Annotated in this window: 17 protein-coding genes and 1 pseudogene; 7 read left to right on the top strand and 11 right to left on the bottom strand. The window is 71.4% G+C overall.

The window, feature by feature from the left end:
- Positions 1–107 precede the first annotated feature (107 nt).
- Positions 108–1,301, bottom strand: a complete 1,194-nt coding sequence (locus tag ACZ303_RS22015) for a thiolase family protein (protein WP_467341507.1) — start codon at positions 1,299–1,301, stop codon at positions 108–110.
- A 52-nt stretch (positions 1,302–1,353) separates the two neighbouring features.
- On the opposite strand from ACZ303_RS22015, the gene ACZ303_RS22010 reads away from it, so the two are divergent.
- The 3 genes from ACZ303_RS22010 to hemQ are packed head-to-tail and all read left to right on the top strand — an operon-like array spanning position 1,354 to position 5,104.
- Entirely contained in the window at positions 1,354–2,925 is a 1,572-nt protein-coding gene (locus ACZ303_RS22010; protein ID WP_467341505.1) for an IclR family transcriptional regulator domain-containing protein, read from the top strand.
- A gap of 12 nt (positions 2,926–2,937) precedes the next feature.
- Entirely contained in the window at positions 2,938–4,377 is a 1,440-nt protein-coding gene (gene hemG / locus ACZ303_RS22005; protein ID WP_467341503.1) for a protoporphyrinogen oxidase, read from the top strand.
- A gap of 10 nt (positions 4,378–4,387) precedes the next feature.
- A complete protein-coding gene (gene hemQ, locus ACZ303_RS22000; RefSeq protein ID WP_467341501.1) occupies positions 4,388–5,104 on the top strand; it encodes a hydrogen peroxide-dependent heme synthase in 717 nt (238 codons plus the stop codon).
- A gap of 57 nt (positions 5,105–5,161) precedes the next feature.
- Here hemQ and ACZ303_RS21995 read toward each other — a convergent pair whose 3' ends face one another.
- The 4 genes from ACZ303_RS21995 to ACZ303_RS21980 all read right to left on the bottom strand — a co-directional run bounded on the left by ACZ303_RS21995 (position 5,162) and on the right by ACZ303_RS21980 (position 9,611).
- Positions 5,162–6,739, bottom strand: a complete 1,578-nt coding sequence (locus tag ACZ303_RS21995) for an alpha/beta hydrolase (RefSeq protein WP_467341500.1) — start codon at positions 6,737–6,739, stop codon at positions 5,162–5,164.
- Between the two features lie 113 nt (positions 6,740–6,852).
- Positions 6,853–7,647, bottom strand: a complete 795-nt coding sequence (locus ACZ303_RS21990) for a TIGR04222 domain-containing membrane protein (RefSeq protein WP_467341498.1) — start codon at positions 7,645–7,647, stop codon at positions 6,853–6,855.
- Between the two features lie 109 nt (positions 7,648–7,756).
- Positions 7,757–8,803: a DUF1996 domain-containing protein gene (locus ACZ303_RS21985; RefSeq protein WP_467341497.1), complete on the bottom strand. Its 1,047-nt coding sequence runs from the start codon at positions 8,801–8,803 to the stop codon at positions 7,757–7,759.
- Positions 8,804–8,810: 7 nt separating this feature from the next.
- Positions 8,811–9,611, bottom strand: coding sequence for a DUF4142 domain-containing protein (locus ACZ303_RS21980; protein WP_467341495.1), 801 nt, complete (start codon positions 9,609–9,611; stop codon positions 8,811–8,813).
- Positions 9,612–9,987: 376 nt separating this feature from the next.
- On the opposite strand from ACZ303_RS21980, the gene ACZ303_RS21975 reads away from it, so the two are divergent.
- Complete coding sequence (locus tag ACZ303_RS21975; protein WP_467341493.1) at positions 9,988–10,653, top strand: nuclease-related domain-containing protein; 666 nt, start codon at positions 9,988–9,990, stop codon at positions 10,651–10,653.
- A 65-nt stretch (positions 10,654–10,718) separates the two neighbouring features.
- On the opposite strand, the gene ACZ303_RS21970 is transcribed toward ACZ303_RS21975, so the two are convergent.
- Positions 10,719–11,135, bottom strand: coding sequence for a BlaI/MecI/CopY family transcriptional regulator (locus ACZ303_RS21970; protein WP_467341491.1), 417 nt, complete (start codon positions 11,133–11,135; stop codon positions 10,719–10,721).
- A 341-nt stretch (positions 11,136–11,476) separates the two neighbouring features.
- Between ACZ303_RS21970 and ACZ303_RS21965 the strand changes: the two genes are divergently transcribed.
- The gene (locus ACZ303_RS21965; RefSeq protein WP_467341489.1) at positions 11,477–13,330 is read left to right on the top strand and encodes a transglycosylase domain-containing protein; all 1,854 of its coding nucleotides are present in this window, start codon (positions 11,477–11,479) and stop codon (positions 13,328–13,330) included.
- Between the two features lie 41 nt (positions 13,331–13,371).
- Here the strand turns inward: ACZ303_RS21965 and ACZ303_RS21960 are convergent, their stop codons facing one another.
- The 5 genes and pseudogenes from ACZ303_RS21960 to ACZ303_RS21940 form a co-directional block, all read right to left on the bottom strand.
- Positions 13,372–14,664: a polysaccharide deacetylase family protein gene (locus ACZ303_RS21960; protein ID WP_467341487.1), complete on the bottom strand. Its 1,293-nt coding sequence runs from the start codon at positions 14,662–14,664 to the stop codon at positions 13,372–13,374.
- A 181-nt stretch (positions 14,665–14,845) separates the two neighbouring features.
- Positions 14,846–15,496, bottom strand: coding sequence for an ArsR/SmtB family transcription factor (locus ACZ303_RS21955; protein WP_467341485.1), 651 nt, complete (start codon positions 15,494–15,496; stop codon positions 14,846–14,848).
- Positions 15,497–15,731: 235 nt separating this feature from the next.
- A pseudogene (gene ilvN / locus ACZ303_RS21950) lies at positions 15,732–15,959 on the bottom strand (acetolactate synthase small subunit); the annotation flags it as partial.
- A gap of 8 nt (positions 15,960–15,967) precedes the next feature.
- Positions 15,968–17,785, bottom strand: a complete 1,818-nt coding sequence (locus ACZ303_RS21945) for an acetolactate synthase large subunit (protein WP_467341483.1) — start codon at positions 17,783–17,785, stop codon at positions 15,968–15,970.
- Positions 17,786–18,141: 356 nt separating this feature from the next.
- On the bottom strand, positions 18,142–19,173 hold the full coding sequence (locus ACZ303_RS21940; RefSeq protein ID WP_467341481.1) for a hypothetical protein: 1,032 nt from the start codon (positions 19,171–19,173) through the stop codon (positions 18,142–18,144).
- A gap of 372 nt (positions 19,174–19,545) precedes the next feature.
- Here ACZ303_RS21940 and ACZ303_RS21935 point away from each other — a divergent pair, with 372 nt between their 5' ends.
- A complete protein-coding gene (locus ACZ303_RS21935) occupies positions 19,546–21,087 on the top strand; it encodes an MFS transporter (RefSeq protein ID WP_467341479.1) in 1,542 nt (513 codons plus the stop codon).
- A complete protein-coding gene (locus tag ACZ303_RS21930) occupies positions 21,087–23,672 on the top strand; it encodes an AMP-binding protein (RefSeq protein WP_467341477.1) in 2,586 nt (861 codons plus the stop codon). Before ACZ303_RS21935 ends, ACZ303_RS21930 begins: the two co-directional genes overlap by 1 nt.
- Positions 23,673–23,894 lie beyond the last annotated feature (222 nt).

Genomic DNA, 23,894 nt, shown 5'->3' with positions numbered 1-23,894 from the left:
GTCGGCCGGACGACGGGACAGACGGCATCCGCGGGCGGTTATCGGCCACTTCGACTCTCTGCTGGCCTCAGCCGCGCTCGGGGCTCTCAACGGCTCCCAGCGGGTTCTCAGCGTTCGAGGACGAGCGCCTGGCCCTGTCCCACGCCGATGCACAGCGCCGCCAGCCCCACGCCGGAACCCGCCGCCGCCAGCTGATGGGCCACCGACCCCGCCAGCCGGGCGCCGGAAGCGCCCAGGGGATGGCCGATCGCGATCGCGCCGCCGCGGGGGTTGACGATGCCGGGGTCGAGGTCGGGCCATTCCGCGAAGCACCCCAGGACCTGCGCGGCGTACGCCTCGTTGAGCTCGAAGTGCGTCAGGTCGGCCAGGGAGCGGCCCGCCTTGGCCAGGGCGCGGCGCACCGCCTCGACCGGGCCGAGCCCGAAGAGGTCCGGCTCGATCCCGGTGGCCGCCGACGCCCGTACGCGCGCCAGCGGCTCGCGGCCCGTCTCGCGCAGCCCCTCCTCGTCGCACAGCAGCAGCGCGGCGGCGCCGTCGTTGAGCGGCGAGGAATTGCCCGCGGTGACCGTGCCGCCCTCCTTGCGGAAGGCCGGCTTCAGCCGGGCGAGCGCCTCGGCGGAGGTGTTGTCGCGGACGGTCTCGTCGCGCGGCAGCTCGATGCCCGGCAGGGGCACGACCTCGGTGTCGTACGCGCCGTCCCGCCACGCCCGCACCGCCTTGCGGTGGCTGGCGAGGGCGTAGGCGTCCTGCTCCTCGCGGGGGATGGCGTACTTGTCGGCGATCAGCTCCGCGCCCTCGCCCAGCGGCACCGTCCAGCGCGGCTCCATCGCGGGGTTGGTCATCCGCCAGCCCAGCGTCGTGGAGTACAGCTGCTGGTGGCCCGCGGGGAAGGCCCGGTCGGCCTTCGGCAGCACATAGGGGGCGCGCGTCATCGACTCCACGCCGCCCGCCACCACGACCGACGCGTCGCCGAGGGCGATGGCCCGGTAGGCGTGCACGACGGCCTCCAGGCCGGAGGCGCACAGCCGGTTGACGGTCACACCGGGCACGGACACCGGCAGCCCCGCCAGCAGCACGGCCATCCGGGCGACGTTGCGGTTGTCCTCGCCGGCGCCGTTGGCGTTGCCCAGCACGACGTCGTCGATCCGGGCCGGGTCGAGAGCGGGCGCCCGGTCGACGACGGCGCGCACCACGTGCGCCGCCAGGTCGTCGGGGCGTACGGAGGCGAGGGCGCCGCCGTACTTGCCGACCGGGGTGCGCACGGCGTCCACGATGTACACAACCCGGATGCGGTCGTTCATGGCTGCTCCCGACTGTTGTTCGCCCAGTGAACTTTCGTTCATAATCGACTCCGTGCCGAGTCTCCGTGTGCCGCCGACCGCTGTCAACGGTGCCGACGCGCCCGCCCTCGTGGGCCCGCTGGTCAGGGGGCTCACGGTGCTGCGCGCCCTCGCCGCCCACGAGGGCCCCGCCCGGCTCCGCCCCGCCGACCTCGTCCGCGCCACCGGCCTGGCCCGCTCCGTCGTCGACCGCGTCCTCGCCACGCTCGAACACCTCGGCCACGTACGGACCGACGGCCGCGACGTCGCCCTCGCCGCGGGTCTGATGGAGCTCGGCAACGCCTATCTGACGTCCGGCGGGCCACCGGCGCTCGCCCCGCACGCGCGGCGGCTGGCGGCCGCGCTGGACGAGCACGTCTCCGTCGCCGTGCCCGACGCCGACGGCGTACGGATCGTCGCCAGGGCCGCCCGCCCCCGGGCCGTGTCCGTCGCCCTCCGCGTCGGCGACCTCCTCCCCGCCGACCGCTGCGCCCCCGGCGCCCTCTTCACCGCCCCGCCGACCGGACAGCCGGTGGACGACTGGGCGGTGGACGACCAGCTCCTCGAACCCGGCCTGGTCGCCGTGGCCGTCCCCGTCCGCGACCCCGCCGGGCGCGTCGCCTGCGCGGTCACCGTCACCAGCCACACCAGCCGCCACACCGCCCGCTCCCTGCGCGAGGCCGCCCTGACGCCGCTGCGCGACGCGGTCCCCGCGATGGAGGCCGCCCTGACCGCCGGTGGCGCGTTGTCGCCCGCACCGGCAGAGGCAGCGGTCCACCGGGACGACGGCGCCCCGCTCCAGTCCCTCGCCCGGGGCCTGACCGTCCTCGCCGCCTTCGGCCGGGCCGGCGAGGCGGGCCGCGGTGCCACGCTCGCCGAGCTCGCCGCGGCCACCGGGCTCCCGCGCGCCACCGCCCGCCGCTCGCTCCGGACGTTCACCGAGCTGGGGTACGTCGCCGCCGACGGCCGTCACTTCCGGCCGCTGCCACGGGTACTGGAGCTGGGCCACGCCCCGCTGGGCGAGCTCACCTTCACCGACCTCGTCCGGCCCCACCTGCGCGCACTCGTCGACCGCGTCGGCGAGTCCGCGTCCATGGCCGTGCTCGACGGCGAGGACATCCGTTACGTCGCCCGCGTCCCCACCGTCCGCATCATGAGCGTCGACATCACCATCGGTACGCGCTTCCCCGCGCACGCCACCTCCATGGGCCGCGTCCTCCTCGCCGGACTGGAGCCGGACGCGCGCCGGGCCTGGCTGGAAGGGGGAGCGGTGCACCGGGCCCCGACCCGGCGCACCGTCACCTCGCCGGCCGAGCTGTCCGCCCTCCTCGACCGGATCGCCGAGGACGGCCACGCCCTCGTCGACCAGGAGCTGGAGGAGGGCCTGCGCTCGATCGCCGTGCCGGTCACGGACCGCGCCGGACGGGTCGTCGCCGCGCTCAACGTCGCCACCCACGCCGGCCGCGGCACCGTCGCGGACATCCGCCGCGACTTCCTGCCCGCCCTCCGCGAGGCCGCCGCCCGCATCGGCTCCGACCTGCGCGCGGCCTCGGCGCACCCGCCCGGCATCGGCCGACCGGCCGGGAGCGGGCCCGAGGGCGTTTGAGAGAGTGGGCCCATGAGCGCAGCGGACACTCCCGGGCACGACACGGCCCGGCACCACGTGGTCGTCATCGGCGGCGGCATCTCCGGGCTGGCGGCGGCCCACCGCCTGGTGGCGGGCGGGGCGCGCGTCACCGTCGTGGAGGGCTCCGGCCGCCTCGGCGGCAAGCTCCACGCGGGCGAGATCGCCGGCGTGCCCGTGGACCTGGGCGCCGAGTCGATGCTGGCCCGGCGGCCCGAGGCGGTCGCCCTGGCCCGCGCCGTCGGCCTGGCCGACCGGCTCCAGCCGCCCGCCACCGGCGGCGCGACGCTGTGGACCCGCGGCGCCCAGCGGCCGATGCCCACGGGCCACATGATGGGCGTGCCCGGCGACCTCACCGCGCTCGCCGCCTCCGGGGTGCTCTCCGCCGAGGGGCTCGCCCGCATCGCCCGCGACGAGGAACTGCCCCCCACCGAGCTCGGCACGGACATCGCCATCGGCCGTTACGTCGCCGCCCGGGTCGGCCACGAGGTCGTGGACCGGCTGGTCGAGCCGCTCCTGGGCGGCGTCTACGCCGGGGACGCCTACCAGATCTCCCTGCGCACGGCGATGCCCCAGCTCTTCGAGGCGGCCCGCACCCACCGCTCGCTGACCGAGGCCGTGCGCGAGCTCCAGGCCCGCTCCGCCGGGCGGCAGCCCGCCGGCCCGGTGTTCATGGGCATCGACGGCGGCATCGGGCGGCTGCCGCTCGCCGTCGCGGACGCCCTGCGCGCGGCGGGCGCCGAGATCCTCCTGAACTCCCCGGTCCACGACCTGCGGTGGACCGGCCGGGTGTGGCGGGCCGCCCTGGCGGACCGGACGCTGGAGGCCGACGCGGTCGTCGTGGCCGTGCCCGCGCCCGAGGCCCGGCGCCTGCTCGCCGACGCGGCCCCCGGCGCCGCCGCCGAGCTGGCCACCGTGCGGTACGCCTCCATGGCCCTGATCACCATGGCCTTCCGCCGCCCCGACGTCGCGGACCTGCCCGTAAGGAGCGGCTTCCTCGTGCCGCCCGTCGAGGGCCGGAAGATCAAGGCGTCGACGTTCTCCAGCCACAAGTGGCGCTGGGTCGCCGACGCGGACCCGGACCTGTTCGTCCTGCGTACCTCGATGGGGCGGTTCGAGGACGAGGAGGATCTGGGGCGCGAGGACGCCGAGCTGGTATCGATGTCGCTCACGGACCTCGGCGACGCCGTGGGCCTCGCCGCGGCCCCCGTGGAGACCCGCGTCACCCGCTGGAACGGCGGACTGCCGCAGTATCCGGTCGGCCACCTCGACCGCGTCGCGCGGATCCGCGAGCACGTCGCCCGCGTCCCCGGGCTGCGGGTGTGCGGCGCGGCCTACGACGGTGTGGGCATCCCGGCCTGTATCGCCGGCGCGCACCGGGCGGCCGACGAGACCCTGGCGACCCTGACGGCGGGCGCCGGAACGAACGAGTGAGAATAGGGACATGACTGACGCCCCCGAGAAGACCCCGAACGCCGGCAAGAAGGCCAAGGACCTCAACGAGGTCATCCGCTACACCCTCTGGTCGGTGTTCAAGCTCCGCGACGTCCTGCCGCAGGACCGCTCCGGCTACGCCGACGAGGTCGAGGAGCTGTTCGCACAGCTCGCAGAGAAGGACGTCACCGTGCGCGGCACGTACGACCTCTCCGGCCTGCGCGCGGACGCCGACGTCATGATCTGGTGGCACTCCGAGACCTCGGACGCCCTCCAGGACGCGTACAACCTCTTCCGCCGCACCAAGCTCGGCCGCGCGCTGGAGCCGGTCTGGTCGAACATGGCGCTGCACCGCCCCGCGGAGTTCAACAAGTCGCACATCCCGGCGTTCCTCGCCGACGAGACCCCGCGCGACTACGTCAGCGTGTACCCGTTCGTGCGCTCGTACGACTGGTACCTGCTGCCCGACGAGGACCGCCGGCGCATGCTCGCGGACCACGGCAAGATGGCGCGCGGTTACCCCGACGTGCGGGCCAACACGGTCGCGTCCTTCTCGCTGGGCGACTACGAGTGGATCCTCGCCTTCGAGGCCAACGATCTCTACCGCATCGTGGACCTCATGCGTCACCTGCGCGCCTCCGAGGCCCGCATGCACGTCCGCGAAGAGGTGCCGTTCTACACCGGTCGCCGCAAGGCCGTCGCCGAGCTGGTCGCCGGTCTGGCGTAACCGCCGAGGCGGCGGGCGCCGCCCCGCGGGGGCGGCGCCCGTGGTCCACCCCGGGCGTCACCCTTCCTCGGTGCCGGCCGTCGCCGCCGGTTCCGCGCGCGGCGCGCACCACGCGCGCCGGGCCGGGACCGCACCGGTCAGCAGATACCTCTCCGTATAAGCGTTGACGCAGGCGTTGGGCCCGAACGCGATGCCGTGGGTGCCCGAGCGCCGCTCGGTGACCAGCGCCGAGCCCGGCAGCCTGCGCTGGAGCTCCAGCGAGCCCGGGTAGGGCGTGGCCGCGTCCCGCTCGGCGGCCAGCACCAGCGTAGGCGGCAGCGCGTGCCGAGCCACCCGGATGTCGAGCGGCTGCTGCCGGGGCGTCGTCCAGAACGCGCACGGCAGGTTCATCCAGGCGTTCGCCCACGTCTCGAACGGCGCCCGGCGGGCGAGCAGGGTGTTGTCCCGGTCCCACACCTCCCACGACCGCGGCCAGGGCGCGTCGTTGCACTCGACCGCGGTGTAGACGGCGTTGGCGTTCTCGTCGGACCGCGCGGACGCCGGGTCGGGCATCGCGAGGGCGCGCAGCGGTTTGTCGTCGCCGCGCAGATACGCCGAGAGGGCGTGCGCGTGGCTCGCCCAGTGGCTGTCGGCGTAGCCGACCTGGAGGAACGCGCTCTGGAGCTGCCCGGGGCCGATCCTGCCGCCGACGGGCCGCGCGGTCAGCCGCCGACGGGCCCGCTCGTAGGAGTCGCGCACCTCGTCCCGGGTGCGGCCGAGGTGGTAGACGCCGTCGTGCCGGGCCACCCAGCGGCGCCAGTCGCTCCACCGCCGCTCGAAGGCCGCGGACTGGTCGAGGTTGCTCCGGTACCAGATCTTGTGCGGCGAGGGGTTGACCACGCTGTCGAACACCATGCGGCGTACGTGCCCGGGGAACAGCGTGGCGTAGAGCGCGCCGAAGTACGTGCCGTAGGACGCCCCCATGTACGTCAGCCGCTTCTCGCCGAGCGCGGCGCGCAGCACGTCGAGGTCGCGGGCGTTGTTCAGGCTGGTGAAGTGCGGCAGGTCCGGGCCGATCCGGCGGGCGCACCCGCGCGCGTACGCCCTCGCCTGCGCGATCCGCCGCTTCTTGTACGCCTCCGAGGGGTGCTCGGGCGCCAGGGTGGGGGCCTTGGTGAAGCGCGCCGGTGACACGCAGGAGATCGGCGCCGAGCGGCCGACGCCGCGGGGCGCGTACCCGACGAAGTCGTACGCCTTGGCCGTCGCCTTGTACCGCTGGACGCCGGCGAGCAGCGGGAAGAACATCCCCGATCCGCCCGGTCCGCCGGGGTTGTAGACGAGCGCCCCCTGGCGCTCGGCGCGGGTGCCGGTCGCGCGGGCGCGGCTGACGGTGAGGGAGATGTGCTTGCCGGAGGGGTGGGCGTAGTCCATCGGCACGGAGACGGTGCCGCACCGGACGGGTGCGGGCAGTTGCTCGGCGGCCGGGCAGGCCGTCCAGCGGATGCCGCGGGCGGCGGCCTGCCGCGCGGCGGTGGCCACGCCCCGGGCCTCCTGGACGCCCGGGGACCCGCCCTCGTCGAGGGCGCCGGCCGGCACGGTGGTGAGCGCGGAGAGGACCAGCGATCCGAGGGCTCCGTACAGGGCTGCTGCTCTCACTGGCCATCCCTTCTCGGCTTATGCGACAAAAGGGATAATTCGCGCGGGGGTTGGCGAAGTAAAGCACCGACGCCCGTGTCGGTCGCAATGGGCTCGTTGGGATCAGCGGGCGGTCAGTACCGGTGGTCGCGCAGATGGGCGCAGAGCGCGGCGCGCAGCTCGGGGTCGGCGAGGGCCTTGCGGCCGCGCACGGCGAGCGCCGTGAGGAAGCCCGTGTCGTCGCCGTCCCGCGCGGGGGAGCGGGGCGACGCGGTGGTGATGCGGTCCAGCAGCTCCTGGCCGGCCGGCGAGGCCCAGGGCGTGTAGGGATAGATCTCGATCCGGGCGATCAGCAGGCATGCGGATGTCAGCAGCAACGGCAGCGCGAACCAGGCCACCGCCTGTCCCCGGCCCGTCGTCTCCGGCGGCACCATCAGCACGGCCGCCGCCGCGGCCACCACCACCAGCGCGCAGGCCCCGCGCACCTGGCGGACCGCCGCCGAGACGTTCGTACGGGCCGGGTCGGGCACCGCGAGCCCGGCCGCGACCAGCCGGTCGGCCAGCGCCCGTACGGCGTCGGCGGCGGCGTGCGCGGCGCGGACGGTGGGCACGGGGGACTGGCCGCCCGGCCCGATCGCGGTGATCAGCGAGCGCTCCAGCTCGTCATGGCCGACCGGGTCGACGACCGTGGCCCACCCGGTGTGCGCCAGCAGCACCCGCCGCTGGCGCCCCATCGTGACCAGCGCGAGGTCGGTGACCCGCTGGGGGCCACCGGCCAGGAACGCCGTCTCGTAGAGGGTCAGGGTGTGGGTGCGGGCGGCGTCCGGGGCGTGCTCCGCCGGCCGGGCCGCGGCGGCCGCGGCGAGACACAGCCGTCCGCAGGTGAGGAACGCCACGGCCCAGGCGACGAGCAGGAAGATGACCCACATGGCGGTTTTCTACTCGATCCGCCCATGATCCCGCCATCGTTTGTTCATAATTCGGACACACGGTCGGCGTGCCGTGAGGCGGCCGTCGGCCGTCCGTCGTCGTGACCGGTCAGCCGCAGCGACGGCCCGCGTTGATGCACCGCACGGCGTCCGCCATGAGGCGGGCCGGCATCACGTTCTCGAAGTCGGCGTGATCCGTGACGGGCTTGCGGAGCTGCTCGGGGAAGCTGTCCACGGCGAACACCGGACCCGGGGGCACGCTGTAGGTGAGCGTCATGCGCAGCTGCGGAACGGCCTTGAGGCCCCGCCCGCAGCGGCCGGTGGCGGCTTCGGGGAAGGCGATGTGGGCGCGGTGGTCGGCGCTGTCCTTGGCGCGCCCGTCCCAGCAGCTGGGGAAGTCCAGCAGGCGCATCACCCGGCTGCCGCGCGGGCACAGCGGGTACGCGTCGCTGAGCAGGCGGTCGGTGAAGCCGGTGCAGGTCCACTGGGCGCGGGCGTTGCCCGGCCCGTTGGTGAACGCCTTGGCGTCGCCGGTGATCACACGCAGCGCCTCGGGCATCGCGGTGACCTTCGCGGCGGGGCTGCCGCGGAAGGTGAGACCGACGCTGTCGGGCAGCAGGACACGCCCGCTGTTGGAGGCGTCGCCGCCCTTTCCCTCGCGCTTCCGGTCGCCCTTCTCGGTGACGACCCGCAGCACGGGCCAGAAGTACGTCGACTTGTCGCCCTGGGAGCAGGTCGTGCCCGCGGCGCGCAGGGAGTCGTCGGTGGAGAAGGCGTCCGTGGAGAGGTTGCCGACGTAGTCGTGGAGGTGGTGGGCGCCGTTGGTCACGCCGGGGGTGACGATGAAGTTGTCGGGATTGTGGTGGCCGTTCTGGTTGCGGCCGCAGCGGGTGGTGAAGGTGCCGGTGGACGCGTCGGGCCCGGGCCGGGGCGTACGGGCGTTGGGCCGGACCCGCCTGATGTCGGTGAAGTCGGCGCGGGCGGGGCCCGCGTGGGCGTGATTGTCAGTGGTGTCTGTCACTGTGGGTGACGGGGTCGGATGGGCGGAGGCGCTGCCGGTGACGGCGGCGAAGGCGCCCGCCGATCCCAGCAGCGCGAGTAAGGCGATCAGGACGAGGTGCTTGGCGCCGAGCCGGCGCCGATGAGCGGGGGGCATGGCGGACTCACTTCTTCTCGGTGGACTGGGTGGGCTGGCCGGACGGGGTGGGTTGCGTGGGCTGGGTGGAGTCGTGCGGTTCGTCGGCGGGTTCGGTGGGTGACGCGCCACGGGTCGCGGCAGGGGGGAGCGCGGGGATGTCGGTGGAACGGGGCCCGGGCACCGGGGCCGTGCCGAACGACGACGGAAGGGAGAGCCGCGGCTTCGTACGGGCCGCGACGGCGTCGAAGTCGACCAGACCGGTGTCCTCCAGCACCTTGATGTGGTCGAGGACCGTCGTGTTGGCGTCGTCGGCCAGCTCCCGCACGGCGGCGTTGCGGGTCGTGGCCCGCACCTGGGCGACGACGGTGAAGACCGCGCCGTGGGCGATCCGCAGGATATTGGTGAACTCCCGGTCGTACGCGCCGCCGTGCGCGCCGCTGAGCCGGGTCAGCCACTGGCGCTGCTGGGCGCTGGGCTGGCTGGGCAGTTCGAGCCCCAGCCGGCTCGCCACGTCGCGGACGTGCCGGTCGAGCGCGGTGTGGCCCTCGACGAGGTGTTCGCCCGCCCGCCGCACGCTCGCGCTGGTGCCGCGCTCCTCGGCCTGCTGCCCGGCGGGCAGCTCCCAGAGACCGGCCAGCCTGACCCGGTCGACGAAGTCGCGGTCGAGCGCGGACAGCGGCCCGTACGCGGTGGTCACGGTGGACGCCGTGAGATCGACGGCTCCCGTGCCCGTGCGGTCGCGGTACGACCACAGGGGGAACAGCAGGGCGGTCACGGTCGCCGCGAGAGCGGTGACGACCAGGCCCGTGCCGGTGAAAGATCGCATGATGCCTCCTCGTGCGGCACCGCACGGTAGGCCCTGCGCGCTGATCCTCGAGGGGCTTCCGGCCGACCGGGCGGCGGGCAGGCTTCCGGATCCAGGGCCTGGCCTGCGCCTCCGCCCCTCCGCGGATTCCTTCTGGGCGCGTGTGGCCTGCGTCACTGCCGGAGGAAGAACGCCCGTGCCGGGTGGGGCCGTTGGTACGTTGGCCGATTTCACCCGCGCCCCCGGGCCGGCTCCGGGCACTGGTGAGGCCCCGCGATCGGGGGGATGTCGCGGGGCCTCGGTCGGTGAACGGCCGGCGGACCGGGTTGGTTCCCGCGCTTATGCGGCAATATGGCGGGTGGGGGTGGTGCGCGTGCGGGACCGGCCGGACGGCAAGATGAGCGCGAACGGTAAGAGCTACGACCCCGAGAGGCTCTTCCTGCCGCCCGACGACGACCTCGCCCCCAACCGGCCGGGCGAGACGCTCCGGGCGCGTCTCGACGCCTCGGGCGCCGGCCGTGCCGCGCTCGCCTTCGCCCGCCTTCTCGGCCGGCGGCCGCCGGAGGACGCCTGGCGTCGCGCGCTGGCCGCCGAACAGGCCGTCGGGGCGGCCCTGGAGGAGCTGACGGCCGGCGGCTGGGATGTGGTCCACTCGATCGTCCTGCCGGGCGACGCGGTCATCTCCCACCTGCTGATAGGTCCCGGCGGCGTCTTCGCCGTCGCCGCGAAGGCCGGCCGCGCCACCCGCGTCCAGGTGGGCGAGACCCTCGTCCGCCTCTCCCGCGAACGGCAGCCGCTCCCGTACGTCCGCGAGATCCGGCACGCCGCGGCCCGCGCCTCGAACGTGCTGACGCGCGGCTGCGGCTTCCTCGTCCAGGTGCGGCCGGTCCTGGTGATCGTGGGGGCGGCGAGCGTGGAGGTGGTCCCGGCGCTGGACGACGTGGAGGTGCTGCGCGAGACGGAGGTGGCCGGCCTCGGCGGGACGGCGGGCGAGCTCCACCCGCGCCGGGCCGACCGCGTCCACACCGTCGCCCGCAATCGCAGGGTGTGGCTCTGGGCGTGACGCGCGGTCGTCCGCGGGGGCCGGGAGCTTCGGCCGCGTACGCCCGCCCGACCCCCGGGCACGTGTCAGGGCAGCGGCTGGCGCGGTGCGGGGAAGGTGCCGGTCAGGAGGGCGCGCAGCAGGGCCTCGTCCGGGGCGGGCAGCTCGGCGACGAAGCGCGCCAGGACGACCTCGCGGTCGGCCGTGCCGTCGAGGATCTTGCGCATCCGGCGGGCGGCCAGCCCGGCCTCGTCGGTCACCGGCGCGTAGGCGTAGGCGCGGCCGCGCGGGGTGCGGGTGAGCACCTCCTTGCCGTGCAGCCGGGAAAGGATCGTCACCACTGTGCTGTAGGTCAGCTCGCCCGCCAGCCGGGCCTGGACCTCGCGGGGCGTCAGCGGTCCCTCGGCCCGCTGCAGCGCGGCGAGCACCTCGCCCTCCAGCGCGCCGTTCGCGCGGCGTCGGCCGTGGCGCGGCACGACGGGGGCCGGTGTGACGGTTTCCATACGGGCGTGTTCCTTCTGCTGTCCCGAGGGGTTTCGCGCAGGCGTGACCCGGGACGTGCGGCATTTACAGGGATGTAGAAACGATACGGTACCCGAACAGACCTCCTGATTCGGAATCCACGGACATCTGCCGTCTCCCATCACCCTTCGCGAGGCCATAGGGTCGAGCGGTGTTCGAACGACGAAATGGGACGCACGCCCGGAACCACGCCGCCCCGGGTCGCCGGAGGCGTGCCGCCCCTCGCAAGCGCAGGCTGCGTCCCGCCTACCCCCGGCCGGGGCGGCAGGGCTTCCGGCGCTGGGTGCCGTCGTGGCGCCAGACACTGGGAGCCTTCCTGTCCGTGGGCGGCATCCTGACCGCCCTGGTGGCGATCATGTACATACGGACCGACATACCCTCCGACCTCAACGCCTTCGCCACCCAGCAGGACAACGTCTACTACTGGGCCGACGGCACCGAGATGGCCCGTACCGGCGAGGTCAACCGCCAGGACACCGACCTGAAGAAGGTCCCCGAGGCGGTCCGCTGGGCGGCGCTGGCGGCCGAGAACGAGACCTTCTACTCCGACAGCGGCATCTCCCCGAGCGGCATGGTGCGCGCCGTCTCGAAGATGGTCACCGGCGGCAGCACCCAGGGCGGCTCGACCATCACGCAGCAGTACGTGAAGAACGCCTATCTCAACCAGCAGCAGACCTTCACGCGCAAGCTCACCGAGATGTTCATCGCGATCAAGCTGGACAACAGGATGAGCAAGGACGACATCCTGGAGGGCTACCTCAACACCAGCTGGTTCGGGCGCGGCACCTACGGCATCCAGCGCGCCTCCCACGCCTACTACGACAAGGACGTCTCGCAGCTGAACGCGAGCGAGGGGGCGTTCCTCGCGTCGCTGCTCAAGGGCGCCGGCATGTACGACCCGGCCCTCGGCGGCAAGAACCACGAGCGCGCCGTGGAACGCTGGAAGTGGATCCTCGACCGGATGGTGAGCATCGGCAAGCTCTCCAAGGAGGAGCGGGCCCGCTACACCACCTTCCCCGAGCCCAAGGCGCCGCCCAAGCCCGCCGGGCTGACCGGCCAGACCGGCTACCTCGTCGAGACGGCGCGGGCCTACGTCAGCGCCCACACCGAAGTCTCCGACCACGACTTCGACCTCGGCGGCTACCAGATCCGCACCACCTTCGAGAAGCCGCGCATGGACGCCCTGAACAAGGCCGTCGAGGAGGTGAGCGGCCGCTTCGACCCGGAGAAGCGGGACAGCGACCGGGACGTGCGCATCGGGGCCGCCTCGGTCACCACCGACGGGCGCATCGTCGCCCTGCACGGCGGCCCGGGCTATCTCAAGCAGGGCTTCAACGACGCCAACTCCTCCGTCGTCCCGGCCGGCACGGCCTTCACGCCGTTCGTGTACGCCGCCGCCCTGCGCGACGGCGTCCAGCTCGAACGCGGCAAGCCCCGCACCCCCGTCTCCCCGGCGACCGTCTACGACGGCGACAACAAGGTGTCGCTGCGCACCCCCGAGGGCCCCTACTGGGACCGCTCCGGGAAGATCGTCAAGGGGGTCAACGACGGCGACAGGTCCTGGGGCAAGATCAGCCTGAAGGAGGCGGTCGCGCAGTCCGTCAACACCCCGATGATGCAGCTGGGCATGGACGTCGGCTTCGACCAGGTCGGTGACACGGCCGTCCGCGCGGGACTGCTGAAGGACAGCCTCGGCACGAAGGTGCCCGCCTTCTCCCTGGGCAACACCACACCCAGCGCCATCCGCATGGCCGGGGCGTACGGCACTTTCGCCGCCCGGGGCCTGCACAGCGAGCCGTACTCCGTGGAGAAGCTGAGCCGCAACGGCAACGCCGTGCCCGTGGAGAAGCCGAGCGCCGAGCGGGCCCTGCCCGCCCGGGTCGCGGCCGCCGTGGACGACGCCCTGCGCGACGCCGTCAAGCGCGGCAGCGCCACCACGGCGCGGGCGGCCGGGGCCGACGCGGCGGGCAAGACGGGGACGGCGCAGGACAACAAGTCGGCCTGGTTCGTCGGCTACCGCGGCAAGCTCTCGACCGCCGTCTCGCTCTCCCGCATCGACCCCCGGACGCAGGAGCTGCGGCCGCTGGACGGCCTCGGCGGCGCCGCGAAGACCACGCCGGCCAGTACGTACCCGATCGACATCTGGACGAAGTACATGACGGCGCGGCAGAACTGACGCCCGCCCGGCGCCGGGTCCGGCGGACCCGGCGCCCGCCGCTACTTCTTGACGAAGGTGGACCAGTCCGGCGCCTGCGCCGGGTCCAGGCCGCGCAGCTTCGTGAGCACCTTCGGGTCCTGGGCGTCCAGCCAGTCGGCGAGCTGCTTGAACGACACGCACCGCACGCCGTCCCGCTTGCACACCGACTTCATGACGTCCTCGATGGCCTTCATATAGATGCCACCGTTCCAGTCCTCGAAGTGGTTGCCGATGAACAGCGGCGCCCGGCTGCCGTTGTAGACGCGCTCGAAACCGTTCAGATAGCCGTCGCGCGTCAGCTTCCGCCACTCGGCGTACTTCGCGGGGTCGCCCTTGGTGTTGTCACCGGACTGGTTGTAGAGGAAGTTGAAGTCCATCGACAGGACCTGCTTCTCGCTCTTGGGGTACGGAAGCAATTGCAGCGGGAAATTCCAGATGCCCTTGGTCTGCGAGGGCCAGATCTGGAAATCGCCGGGCGAGCTCGCGTCGTACCGCCAGCCGTAGGACTTCGCGGCGGTGAGGAGGTTCGGCTGCCCCTCCAGGCACGGGGCGCGGCCGCCCACCAGCTCCTTCTTGAAGTCGAAGGGCAGCGGGGGCAGATGCTTGTAACCGGTGTTCGTCTTCCAGTTCTGCACAAAGGAATACGACTGGTCGATCTCGCTCTTCCACTCCGCCACGCTCCAGTCGCCGCCACCCTTGCCGCCGCAGAAGTGCCCGTTGAAGTGCGTGCCTATCTCATTGCCGTCCAGCCACGCGCCCCGCAGCTGCGTCAGCGTGTCCTTGATGTGCGCGTCGGTCGCGAAGGAGATCGCCGCGTCGCCCGGCTTGTGCTGCGGCGGCTTGTACAGCGTCGCCTTCGACTTCGGCAGCAAATACATGCTGGTGAGGAAGAACGTCATCTGCGCGTTGTTCTGCTTGGCCGCCTCGCGGAAGTGCGAGAAGAGGTGGTCGTCGCCCTCCAGCGCGCCGTCCCAGGAGAAGACCACGAACTGCGGCGGCTTCTCGCCCGGCTTGAGCTTCTCGGCCTTCGGCTGCTTGGGCTGCGGCCCGGTGGAGGACGTCGAGCCGTCCCCGAGCACCCGGACCTTGCCGTCCCACTTCTCCTCGGGCTTCCCGCTCGGCGTCGACGCCTCGTCCGTCTCGCTCTCCGGAGCGTTCTTCGCCTTGTCCTTCGCCGGTGTGGAGGCGGCCCGGGAACCGCCCTTCGCGTCGGCGTCCTCGCCGGAATCGCAAGCCGAGAGCCCGAGCCCGAGGGCGGCCACGGCGCCCACGGTGACCAGAGCCGTCGCGCCGCGTACGGTCCTTATCGACAACTTCTTACCCCCTGGCGCCAAAACAGATGTTCTGACGCCAGTATCACAGGTCGTACTGTCGCTCCGGCTCCCAGTCCGCCTCCCGGTCCGCCCGTCAGCCCGGCAGCCGGTCCCGCGGCGATGCCGGATGACGCCACATCGACCATCGGCGACCCGGAGCCCGACATCTCTGATCGTGGGATTATCGTGAGATCGACTTTTCCATGGAGACCTGGGCCATGATGAGTGCCGACCCTATGGGGGTCAGGACGTGTCTGACCGCTTTGCCCACACGATGTGTAGCGACCAGGCCGCCGTTGCGCAGGGCGGCCACGTGCACCGACGCGGTCCCCGCGCTGACGCCGAGCCGATCGGCCAGGTCACCGGTGCCACAACCGTCGCCGATGTTCAGGAGTGCTGCCGCGCGGCCCCGGCCGAGCAGCGCGCCGAGCCGACCGGGGGCGGCCGCCTCGTTCTCGTCCCACAGCGTGCGGTGCCCGGCCGCGGGGTAGGTGATCAACGTTCCGGCCTCGTTCGCCAGAAGCACCCCCGTCTTCCGGAAGACCGAGGGCACGAGGATCAGCCCGGGCTCCCCGGTTCCCGTCTCGCCCCAGGTGTCGCGGACCGTGAGACCGGGCAGGCGGTCCACGACATGGCGCACTCCGAAGGCGGCCAGGTCGTGTGCACGGAGCGCGACATCCGCCTCCAGAGTGGTTCTGATCCGGGACCAGTCGCCGATGAGGCAGTCCTGGAAGAAGTCGCGCACCGGCTCCTGGAGCGGCCCGAGGGCCGTGAAATCGAGTTGATGGCGATTTGTCGCTTCTCCCTGGTGGCAGAGCAGCTGCTCGGCCACTGAACGAATCCGCTGCCGTACCACGGCCGGAGGCAGACCGGGCGCGTGACGCTGCGCGGATCGCGGGATGCGCCGACGCCGGCTCTGCGGGGCCGGCCACTGCGCTCGAAGGGCTTCGGCTGCTGCCAGCACCTCCAGCATCGGTGAGACGAGGAAACGGCAACCGGACAGAGCGCGCGCCGGGACACTCAATTCCGGCTGTCCGTTGTGCTCCGGCCGAGGACTACGCGCTTCGCTCATGGACGGAAATGACATTCACCAGCTTTTCGAGCTGCTGAATGATCTGCTCCAGGGGACGCCCCGCCACATCGACGACGATGGTCATCTGGGAGATGGCGGGCTCGTCGGCCGGGTTCACCGACAACGAATCGATGTTGAATCCCCGGCGGGAGAAGAGTCCCGCCACCCGCGTGAGGGCGCCGGCCTTGTTCTCGACGCGGACGGAGAGGGTGTGCTTCGGCATGAGTGTTCCTACTCTTCGTCGTCACCGAAGTCGGGACGGAGATCGCGGGCCGCCATGATGTCGTCGTTGGAGGTGCCCGCGGCGACCATCGGCCAGACCATGGCGTCCTCATGGACGATGAAGTCGATGACGACAGGCGCGTCGTCGAGCGCCATCGCCTTCTCGATCGTCGCGTCGAGTTCATCGGGAGATTCGCACCGCAGGCCGTGACAGCCCATGGCTTCGGCGAGTTTGACGAAGTCCGGGACGCGGGTACCGGCGCCGGGACCGCTCCCTGCCGCCTCACCGGAGTGCAGCACGGTGTTGGAGTACCGCTGTCCGTAGAACAGCGTCTGCCACTGGCGCACCATGCCCAGGACGCCGTTGTTGATGATCGCGACCTTGATCGGGATGTTGTTGAGCGCGCAGGTGACGAGTTCCTGATTGGTCATCTGGAAGCAACCGTCGCCGTCGATCGCCCAGACCGCCGCTTCCGGCCGCCCGACCTTGGCGCCCATCGCGGCCGGGACGGCGTAACCCATCGTGCCCAGACCACCGGAGTTGAGCCAGCTATGGGGGCGGTCGTACTCGATGAACTGCGAAGCCCACATCTGGTGTTGGCCCACGCCCGCGGCGACGATCGTGTTGTCGCCGGTCAGCCGGCCGATGCGCTGGATCACCTGCTGAGGAGAGAGCGTGCCGGCCGGTGCTGGTTCATGTCCCAACGGGTATGTCCCGCGCCAGGTGTTCAACTGCCCCCACCAGTTCGCGTAGTCGCAGGCGGACTCGTCGTGTTCGAGTTCGTCACGGACGGCGGTGATGAGGCCGGCCAGCACATCGCGGGCGTCGCCGACGATGGGAACATCCGCGAAGCGGTTCTTGCCGATCTCCGCCGGGTCGATGTCGGCATGCACGACGGTGGCGAGCGGTGCGAAGCTGTCCAGCACGCCGGTGACCCGGTCGTCGAACCGTGCGCCCAGGGCGACGATCAGGTCCGATTTCTGGAGGGCCGTCACAGCGGCGACCGTCCCGTGCATCCCCGGCATGCCCAGGTGTTGCGGATGGCTGTCGGGAAAGGCGCCGATACCCATGAGAGTCGTGGTGACAGGAGCCCCGGTGAGTTCCGCCAGTACCTTCAACTCGTCGGTGGCCCGGGCCTTGAGCACACCGCCACCGACATAGAGCACCGGACGCTCGGCGCGGGCGAGCAGCCGGGCGGCCTCCTGGATCTGTTTGCGGTGCGGCGTGACCGCGGGCCGGTAGCCCGGGAGCCGGTGCTCGACCGGCCGGCGGAAGACGGTGTCCCGCTGCAGCGCGTCCTTGGTGATGTCGACCAGGACCGGCCCGGGGCGGCCGGTGGAGGCGATGTGGAACGCCTCGAAAATCGCACGGGGGATGTCGTCCGGATCAGTGACCAGGAAGCTGTGCTTGGTCACCGGCAGGGTGATGCCGCAGATGTCGGCTTCCTGAAAGGCGTCCGTACCGATCGCCGAGCTGATCACCTGGCCGGTGATCGCCACGAGCGGGACCGAGTCCATATAGGCGTCGGCGATCGGGGTCACCAGGTTTGTCGCTCCTGGTCCACTGGTGGCCATGCAGACGCCGACCTTGCCAGTGGCTTGGGCGTAACCTGTCGCGGCATGGCCGGCACCTTGCTCGTGCCTGACCAGAATGTGCCGCACCTTGGTCGAGTCCATGAGGGCGTCGTACGCCGGCGTGATCGCTCCCCCGGGGATGCCGAACGCGGTGTCGACGCCCACTTCTTCAAGGGATCGGACGAGGGACTGGGCACCCGTCATGGTTTCGGGCGGGCGTGGGGAGGCGGGTGTTCGCGCGGTCTGGGTCATCGGTTCCGGGTTCTCTCGTGGTGTCACCGCGGGCGGGCGGACGGAGTTGTCCGGCGGCGGCGAAGGAAGAGGGTGGCCAACACGCCGCCCAGACGCGGGCACGTGATCCGCGTGCACGTCTCGACGAAGTGCACGAGGGGGAGCCCGTCGATGCACATGATGCATTTCCGCTGGTGAGCGGGTTTTGATCTTAAACACAGGTGTCCGATTATCGAAGCACTCGTCTCAGATGATGAGAGCATCCGCAAAGGTCACAGGGGCGGGCCGACGGCAGGACGCCACGAGGCCCCTGTGCCGTCGACGAGGCTCGGGGCCTCACCGCGGCGGCACAGGGGCCTCGTTGATGGAGCGGCAGATCAGCCGTTGATCAGGTGGTCGGTGCCGGGCACCAGGTGGTCCTGATGGGGCGTCATGTCGTCGACGTTCACCGTCTTGATGATCCAGCGGGTCTGCAGCGCCTCGGGGTCGCCCACGGTCACGACTTCCTTGGCGTGGATCGTGTGGTTGTTGTACGTGATCACGAAGTCTCCGGGCTCGATGAAGACCCGCTGCTTCAGCCTGTGCAGGGTGTCGGCGACCTTGGGGACGATGCCCTTGGCGGCGTCGGTGACTCCCACCGTCCGGTTCTCGAAGAACCGCAGGTCCTCCGGGCCGCGACCGCCGATGATCGGGTGCAGGTCGGCTTCGCCGAGCTCCACCCGCCCGCCGCCCATGGTGCTCAGGTCGTCGAAGGGCGTGTAGAACTCGGGCGAGCGTAGCAGCGCCATCTCCTCGTCGGTGAAGCAGCGGATGACGTCGATGTTCCGGACGAATGAGGTGTAGACCTCGTTCACGGGGTTGCTTCGCATCCCCACCATGTACACCTGGTCGGGGCGCACGAAGTGATTGGCGAGGTCCTTGTGGAAGTGGATCTGGTTGAGGGCCTTCTGCGACTGGCTGCTCTGCAGGCGCCGCTGGGGGTAGATGTCCTGGAAGACATCGCCGTCGTTGACGTTGACGTACCCGATCGCCGGCGTGTTCGCCAGCTGGGCGAACAGCGCGAGGAACCCTTCGGCGACGAACGTCTTCTTCAGCTCGTACTTGGAGCGCACCGGCTGGTCGAAGTCGAACGCCGGGACATCGCGGTCGTGCGGCACGTTCTTCAGGACGACCACGGGCTCGGCGGCGCGGTCGCGGGTCGCCAACGAGTCGACGTAGACGCGGAAGCGCTCGGGGACCGCGCCGTCGGCGATGAGCTGCCCCACCTGGAAGCGGTGGGCCTCGTAAAGACGGTACGGGTTCGCGGTGACGCCGTCGAGCGCGGCCTCCAGGGCCTCGCGCTCCGCATCGGTGAATACGAACTCCGGATTGATGGTCCAGCTGGTTCCGACGGTGACTTCGGCAGTCATGTGCGCCCCCTTGGCTAAATCCCCCACCGCTGTGGGGGTGTTGCTCGATCCAGTGCGCGACGCGATCAGCGCCGCGCACCTCGGCGGGGAGCCAAGCCCACCCCTGGTGCTCTGTCCATGTATTTGAGACAGAGTCAAAAAGTGGGGCGGGCGCGATGTGATTCAAGCCACCCGCTCTTGATCTTCTTTGGGCTTGACTGCTAGCGTCTGAATCCAGCAAGCCCAAAATAGCTTGCGTTTTGGGGCGCACAAGGCCACGACCCGGAAATACGCTCTGATTTCCCTCCCGCTGCGGTATGGAAAAGCGGACCTTTCCTTGCCGATCGCCTGGTCAGCGGAGCGCCGCGCCCCCGAAAGAAGATCGAGAAGTACATGTCGCCAACGACGAGTCGACCGAAACTCTTGTCGCGCACCTACGGTGTCGTGGCCACCGCCTACCTGAGCCTTTTCATGGTCTCCGCGGACAATTCCATCATCAATACCGCGGTGCCCAGAATATCGGCGTCATTGGGGGCGGGAACTCCGGACGTGCAAATGGCGATCGATGCCTACATGCTGGTGTTCGCCTCGTCATTGATCATCGCGGGCAGCTTTGTCGACCGGATGGGCACGCGCCGTTCCTATGCCGTGGGAATCGGCGTTTTCACCACCGCCTCGTTGCTGGGAGCATGTGCCCCCTCGGTTCTCGCGCTGATCCTGTCCCGCGCGGGGATGGGTGTCGGGGCGGCGTTCATCGTGCCGAGCATCTTCGGACTGTTCGCCCAGGAGCTGACCGACAGCGGCCGGCGACGCGTACTGGCGCTGTGGCCGGCGGTCGTCGGTCTCGGCGTGGCCGTCGGACCGGTGCTGGGCGGCCTGCTGTTGACCCGCTTCTGGTACGGATCGATCTTCATGCTCAACGTCCCGGTCGGGGTGCTCGCTCTGATCGGTACCGCCACCCTGATCCGGCGCGGTGATCCGGCGCCCACCGCGAGGCGTCCCGACCCCGTCGGAGCGGTGCTCCTGCTGGCCGGCGTCGCGATGCTCGCCTCGGCGATCATCTTCGCCGTCGACGATCGGATCCCCGGACCGCTGCGCTTCGGTCTCGGCGCCATCGGCCTGCTGACCCTGATCGGGTACACGGCCCATGAACGGCGCACGGACCGACCGCTGTTCGACCTCGGCTACTTTCGCGAGCGGAAGTTCACCGGAGCCGTCGTGGCCATGTCCGGACTCTTCTTCGCACTCTTCGGCACGGTGTTCCTCGCCGGGCAGTTCACCCAGTACGGCTTGGGCTGGAGCCCTCTGCTGGCCGGCGCCGGCCTGCTCCCGCTCGCGGTGGGACTGACGGTCGCCTCGCTGTCCTGCATCCGGGTCAGCGCGCGGATCGGGGTCAAGGCGACCGTGACCGGCGGGCTCGGCCTCGGCGCACTGGGATGCCTGCTCTGCGCGACGGCCGCCGCGGATCTGAGCTACCCCCTGCTCGCCGCGGGGCTGCTGAGCTGCGGACTCGGCATGGGGTGGTCCGTCGGTCCCGCACTGACGCTGATCGTCACCAGTCTCCGGCCGGCCGACACCGGTGTGGGTTCCTCCGTGAACGCCATGTTCCAGCAGATCTTCGGTGCCGGGGGCGTCGCGGTGATGGGTCTGGTGTTCTCGGCCTGTTACGAAGCCGAGGCCGCCTCGACCCCGGGCCTTCCGGCGGCAGCCCGATCGGTCGCCGACGGCCATGCCTTGCTCGCCCATGTGCAGGGGCAGTCCCCGACGTGGTTCGCGGACGGATTGAGTTCCGGCCTCCTCACGGCCTGGATCCTCGGCGCGGTGGTGGCATCGGCCGCCGCGGTCACCGCTCTGGCGGTCCTACCCGCCTCCGCTCCCGCTCCCGTCACGACCACCGCCCCCGCCACTCCCGGCCCGCGAAAGGTGAACGCCTGATGACTTCGGACAAGGGCACCCTGCTGTACTCCGCGATCGCCGCGCATGCGAGCGAACGCCCCCACAAGACCGCTCTGTCTCGCGGCGAGCACCGACTCACCTTCCACGAACTCGCCGGTGCCGCAGACGACCTGGCCCGCCGTCTGGCCGAACTCGGTGTCGCTCCGGAGGCCGTGGTGGTCATTGACCTGCCCGTCGGCTTCGACACCGTGGTCGCGATGGCCGCGGTCAGCCGACTCGGCGCGGCCTTCACCTTGCTGGAGCCGGATCTGCCGGTCTCCCGCAAGCAATTGATCATCGATGACTGCCGCCCGGTCGCGTTGGTCACGGAGTCCGGAGTGACGCCCGGTCCACGACCGGGGACCCGACTGGACGAGCGGCTGGTGCCGCGGACCTCGCCCGCCGCATACGTCGGCTACACCTCGGGATCGACCGGGGTCCCCAAGGGCGCCGTCATCGAGCAGCTCGCGCTGGAGAACCACGTGCGCCGCACCGTCGAGTGGTACGGCCTGACCTCGTCCGACACCCGGTTGTTCTTCTCCTCGATCGCGTTCGACCTGGCGCTCGAACAGATCTGCACATCGATGTTCGTCGGCTGTGAACTCGCCTTCCGCGACGAGACGTTCGTGTACGGCGGAGCCGAGGACTTCCTGTATCACTGCCGTCGACTCGGTGTCACCGTGCTGAGCCTGCCGACGGGCGTGTTCAACGGATTCGGCGCCGAGCTGGCCGAGGTGGCCGATCACCGCGCTCCGGACCTGCGTCTTGTGATGGCCGGTGGGGAAGCGCCGACCCGGGCCGCGGTGGCGGCGTGGGCGACGGTCGCCCCCGGAGGCACCCGCGTGGTGAACGGGTACGGACCGACCGAAACGGCCGTCGTCGTCTGCTACCGGGACCTGATGCCCGGCGACGCCATCGCGATCGGCGACCCGATCGACGGTGTCCGCTTCCGCCTGGAGCCGCTGAGCGACGCGGGCGACGTGGGCGACGCGACCGAGCTGGTCATCCAGGGCGTCGCGGTCGGCCGTGGTTACCTGGGTCATGCGGCGTCGTCCTCGGCGTTCCGCATGCTCGACGGGGTGTGGTCGTACCACACCGGCGATGTGACCACAGCACGGCGTGACGGGGGTTACGACCTGCACGGACGCTTCGACGCACAGGTCAAGGTGCATGGCGGGTTCCGGGTGGAACTCGGTGAGATCGTCTCCCGGCTCCTGGCCGTCGACTTCGTCCTCGACGCGGTGGTCGTCCCGTTCGACGGCGCCGGCAGTCGACTGCTCGCCGCGTTCGTCCGGCTCGACCGGAGCCTCGCGCCGCAGGCGGATGCCGAGGCGGCGATCGTGCGGCGACTCTCGTCCGTTCTGCCCGAGTACATGGTGCCCGCGCGTGTCAGCGTGCTGGACGAGTTCCCGCTGACGTCACGCGGCAAGGTCGATCGCGCCGCGCTGCTCGACCGGGCTCAGGCGCTCCCGGGCGCGGACGGCGAGCAGGACGCCGATCCGGCCGATGTGAGCGCACAGCTTCGGCTCGCCTGGCGACGGGTGCTGGGCACCCCGCCCCCGGACGAGTCGGCGAGTTTCTTCGCGGTCGGCGGCAACTCGATCAGAGCCATCGAGCTCATCACGCAGGTGCGCGGCCGGCTGGGGGTGCGGCTGCGCGCGGCCGAGCTGTACCGGACTCCCCGTTTCGACGCGCTGGCGCGTCTTCTGACCGATCGCCGTGCGGGCATACCCACCGCACACCACACCACCGGCACCACCCTCGTGACGATGCGTCCGGGGGGCAAGGACAGGCTGTGGGTCTTCCTTCCGCCCTTGTCCGGAGCGGTCACCCGATACGCGGCGCTGTCCAGAATGCTGCCCGCCGAGGACACCGTATGGGCCATGGAGACCCCTCCCGAGCTGTCCGGCAAGGGCATGGCCGCACTCGCCGACGGACTGGCCGAGGTCCTGCTGGCCCAGGGCGCCGATCAGTACGGAACCGTCTGCGTGTCCGGGTTCTCCTTGGGTGGTGTGTTCGGTTACGAAGTGGCCCGTCGGCTGCACGACAGCTGCGGCGACGCGGTGCGTGCCCTGCTCATCGACCCGCCGGACCCCGGTGCACACCGCGTGAGCGTGCACGACGCCTTCGACATCTTCGTCCGTGTCGGGTGGTCGATCACCACTCCCGCGCAGCAGTTCGTCGACGAGCACGGCGACTTCGACCTCGCCGCGGTCACCGTGGCGGCCAAGAACGCCGGGACACTGGCCCGGGACGCCGACCAGCAGGAGATCGAGGACGCCTGGGCGGTGTACGAGTCGAACGCGCGGATCCTCGACGGCCTGCTGCTGAGCCCTCCCCAGGGCCTGCGGGTCCGTCTGCTGCAGGGCGACACCGGTGGCGAGATCGACTACGGCCGCCGGGGACCGACCACCGTCACCCTCGACGGCGGCGAACCGTGGTCGGGCGGACGCGCCGTGGGGCAATGGCGGGACATCCTGTCGGACGACGCCGTGGACCGGTTGCCGGTCGATCACTTCGCCCTGCTCGAATCCCCCAACGACGAACTGGTCCGGGACTGGCTCGTCACCCACATGCGGCGCTGACTCGAACCGGCCGCAGGACGAGAGCGGGGATCGCGCCGGGTTCACACCTTCCGACTACTTCCACGTGGCTTGAGGTCTCCCGTCTGCCACAGACGGGAGGCGCGGCATGTTCGTGCGGGTGGGGCGCCCCGGCCGGGTGGCGCGCGACACCATCCGCAGGGGGAGAAGCTGCCCGGCCACGGGCGTCGTAGGCGCGGGAGCGGGCGGTAGCGCCCGCCTCCT

This window comes from Streptomyces sp. NPDC023527 (assembly GCF_055560115.1).
Note: the sequence above shows the minus strand (reverse complement) of the source record. Positions and strands in the feature narration are given on the sequence as shown.

Bases quoted from the DNA above. Each gene is read 5' to 3' on its own strand.
- ACZ303_RS21945 (WP_467341483.1), bottom strand. From the start codon at position 17,785: ATGACCCAGACCGCGCGAACACCCGCCTCCCCACGCCCGCCCGAAACC.
- ACZ303_RS21985 (WP_467341497.1), bottom strand. From the start codon at position 8,803: ATGCCCCCCGCTCATCGGCGCCGGCTCGGCGCCAAGCACCTCGTCCTG.
- ACZ303_RS21970 (WP_467341491.1), bottom strand. From the start codon at position 11,135: ATGGAAACCGTCACACCGGCCCCCGTCGTGCCGCGCCACGGCCGACGC.
- ACZ303_RS21975 (WP_467341493.1), top strand. From the start codon at position 9,988: ATGAGCGCGAACGGTAAGAGCTACGACCCCGAGAGGCTCTTCCTGCCG.
- ACZ303_RS21980 (WP_467341495.1), bottom strand. From the start codon at position 9,611: ATGCGATCTTTCACCGGCACGGGCCTGGTCGTCACCGCTCTCGCGGCG.
- ACZ303_RS21990 (WP_467341498.1), bottom strand. From the start codon at position 7,647: ATGTGGGTCATCTTCCTGCTCGTCGCCTGGGCCGTGGCGTTCCTCACC.
- ACZ303_RS21935 (WP_467341479.1), top strand. From the start codon at position 19,546: ATGTCGCCAACGACGAGTCGACCGAAACTCTTGTCGCGCACCTACGGT.
- ACZ303_RS21940 (WP_467341481.1), bottom strand. From the start codon at position 19,173: ATGACTGCCGAAGTCACCGTCGGAACCAGCTGGACCATCAATCCGGAG.
- hemG (WP_467341503.1), top strand. From the start codon at position 2,938: ATGAGCGCAGCGGACACTCCCGGGCACGACACGGCCCGGCACCACGTG.
- ACZ303_RS21930 (WP_467341477.1), top strand. From the start codon at position 21,087: ATGACTTCGGACAAGGGCACCCTGCTGTACTCCGCGATCGCCGCGCAT.
- ACZ303_RS22015 (WP_467341507.1), bottom strand. From the start codon at position 1,301: ATGAACGACCGCATCCGGGTTGTGTACATCGTGGACGCCGTGCGCACC.
- hemQ (WP_467341501.1), top strand. From the start codon at position 4,388: ATGACTGACGCCCCCGAGAAGACCCCGAACGCCGGCAAGAAGGCCAAG.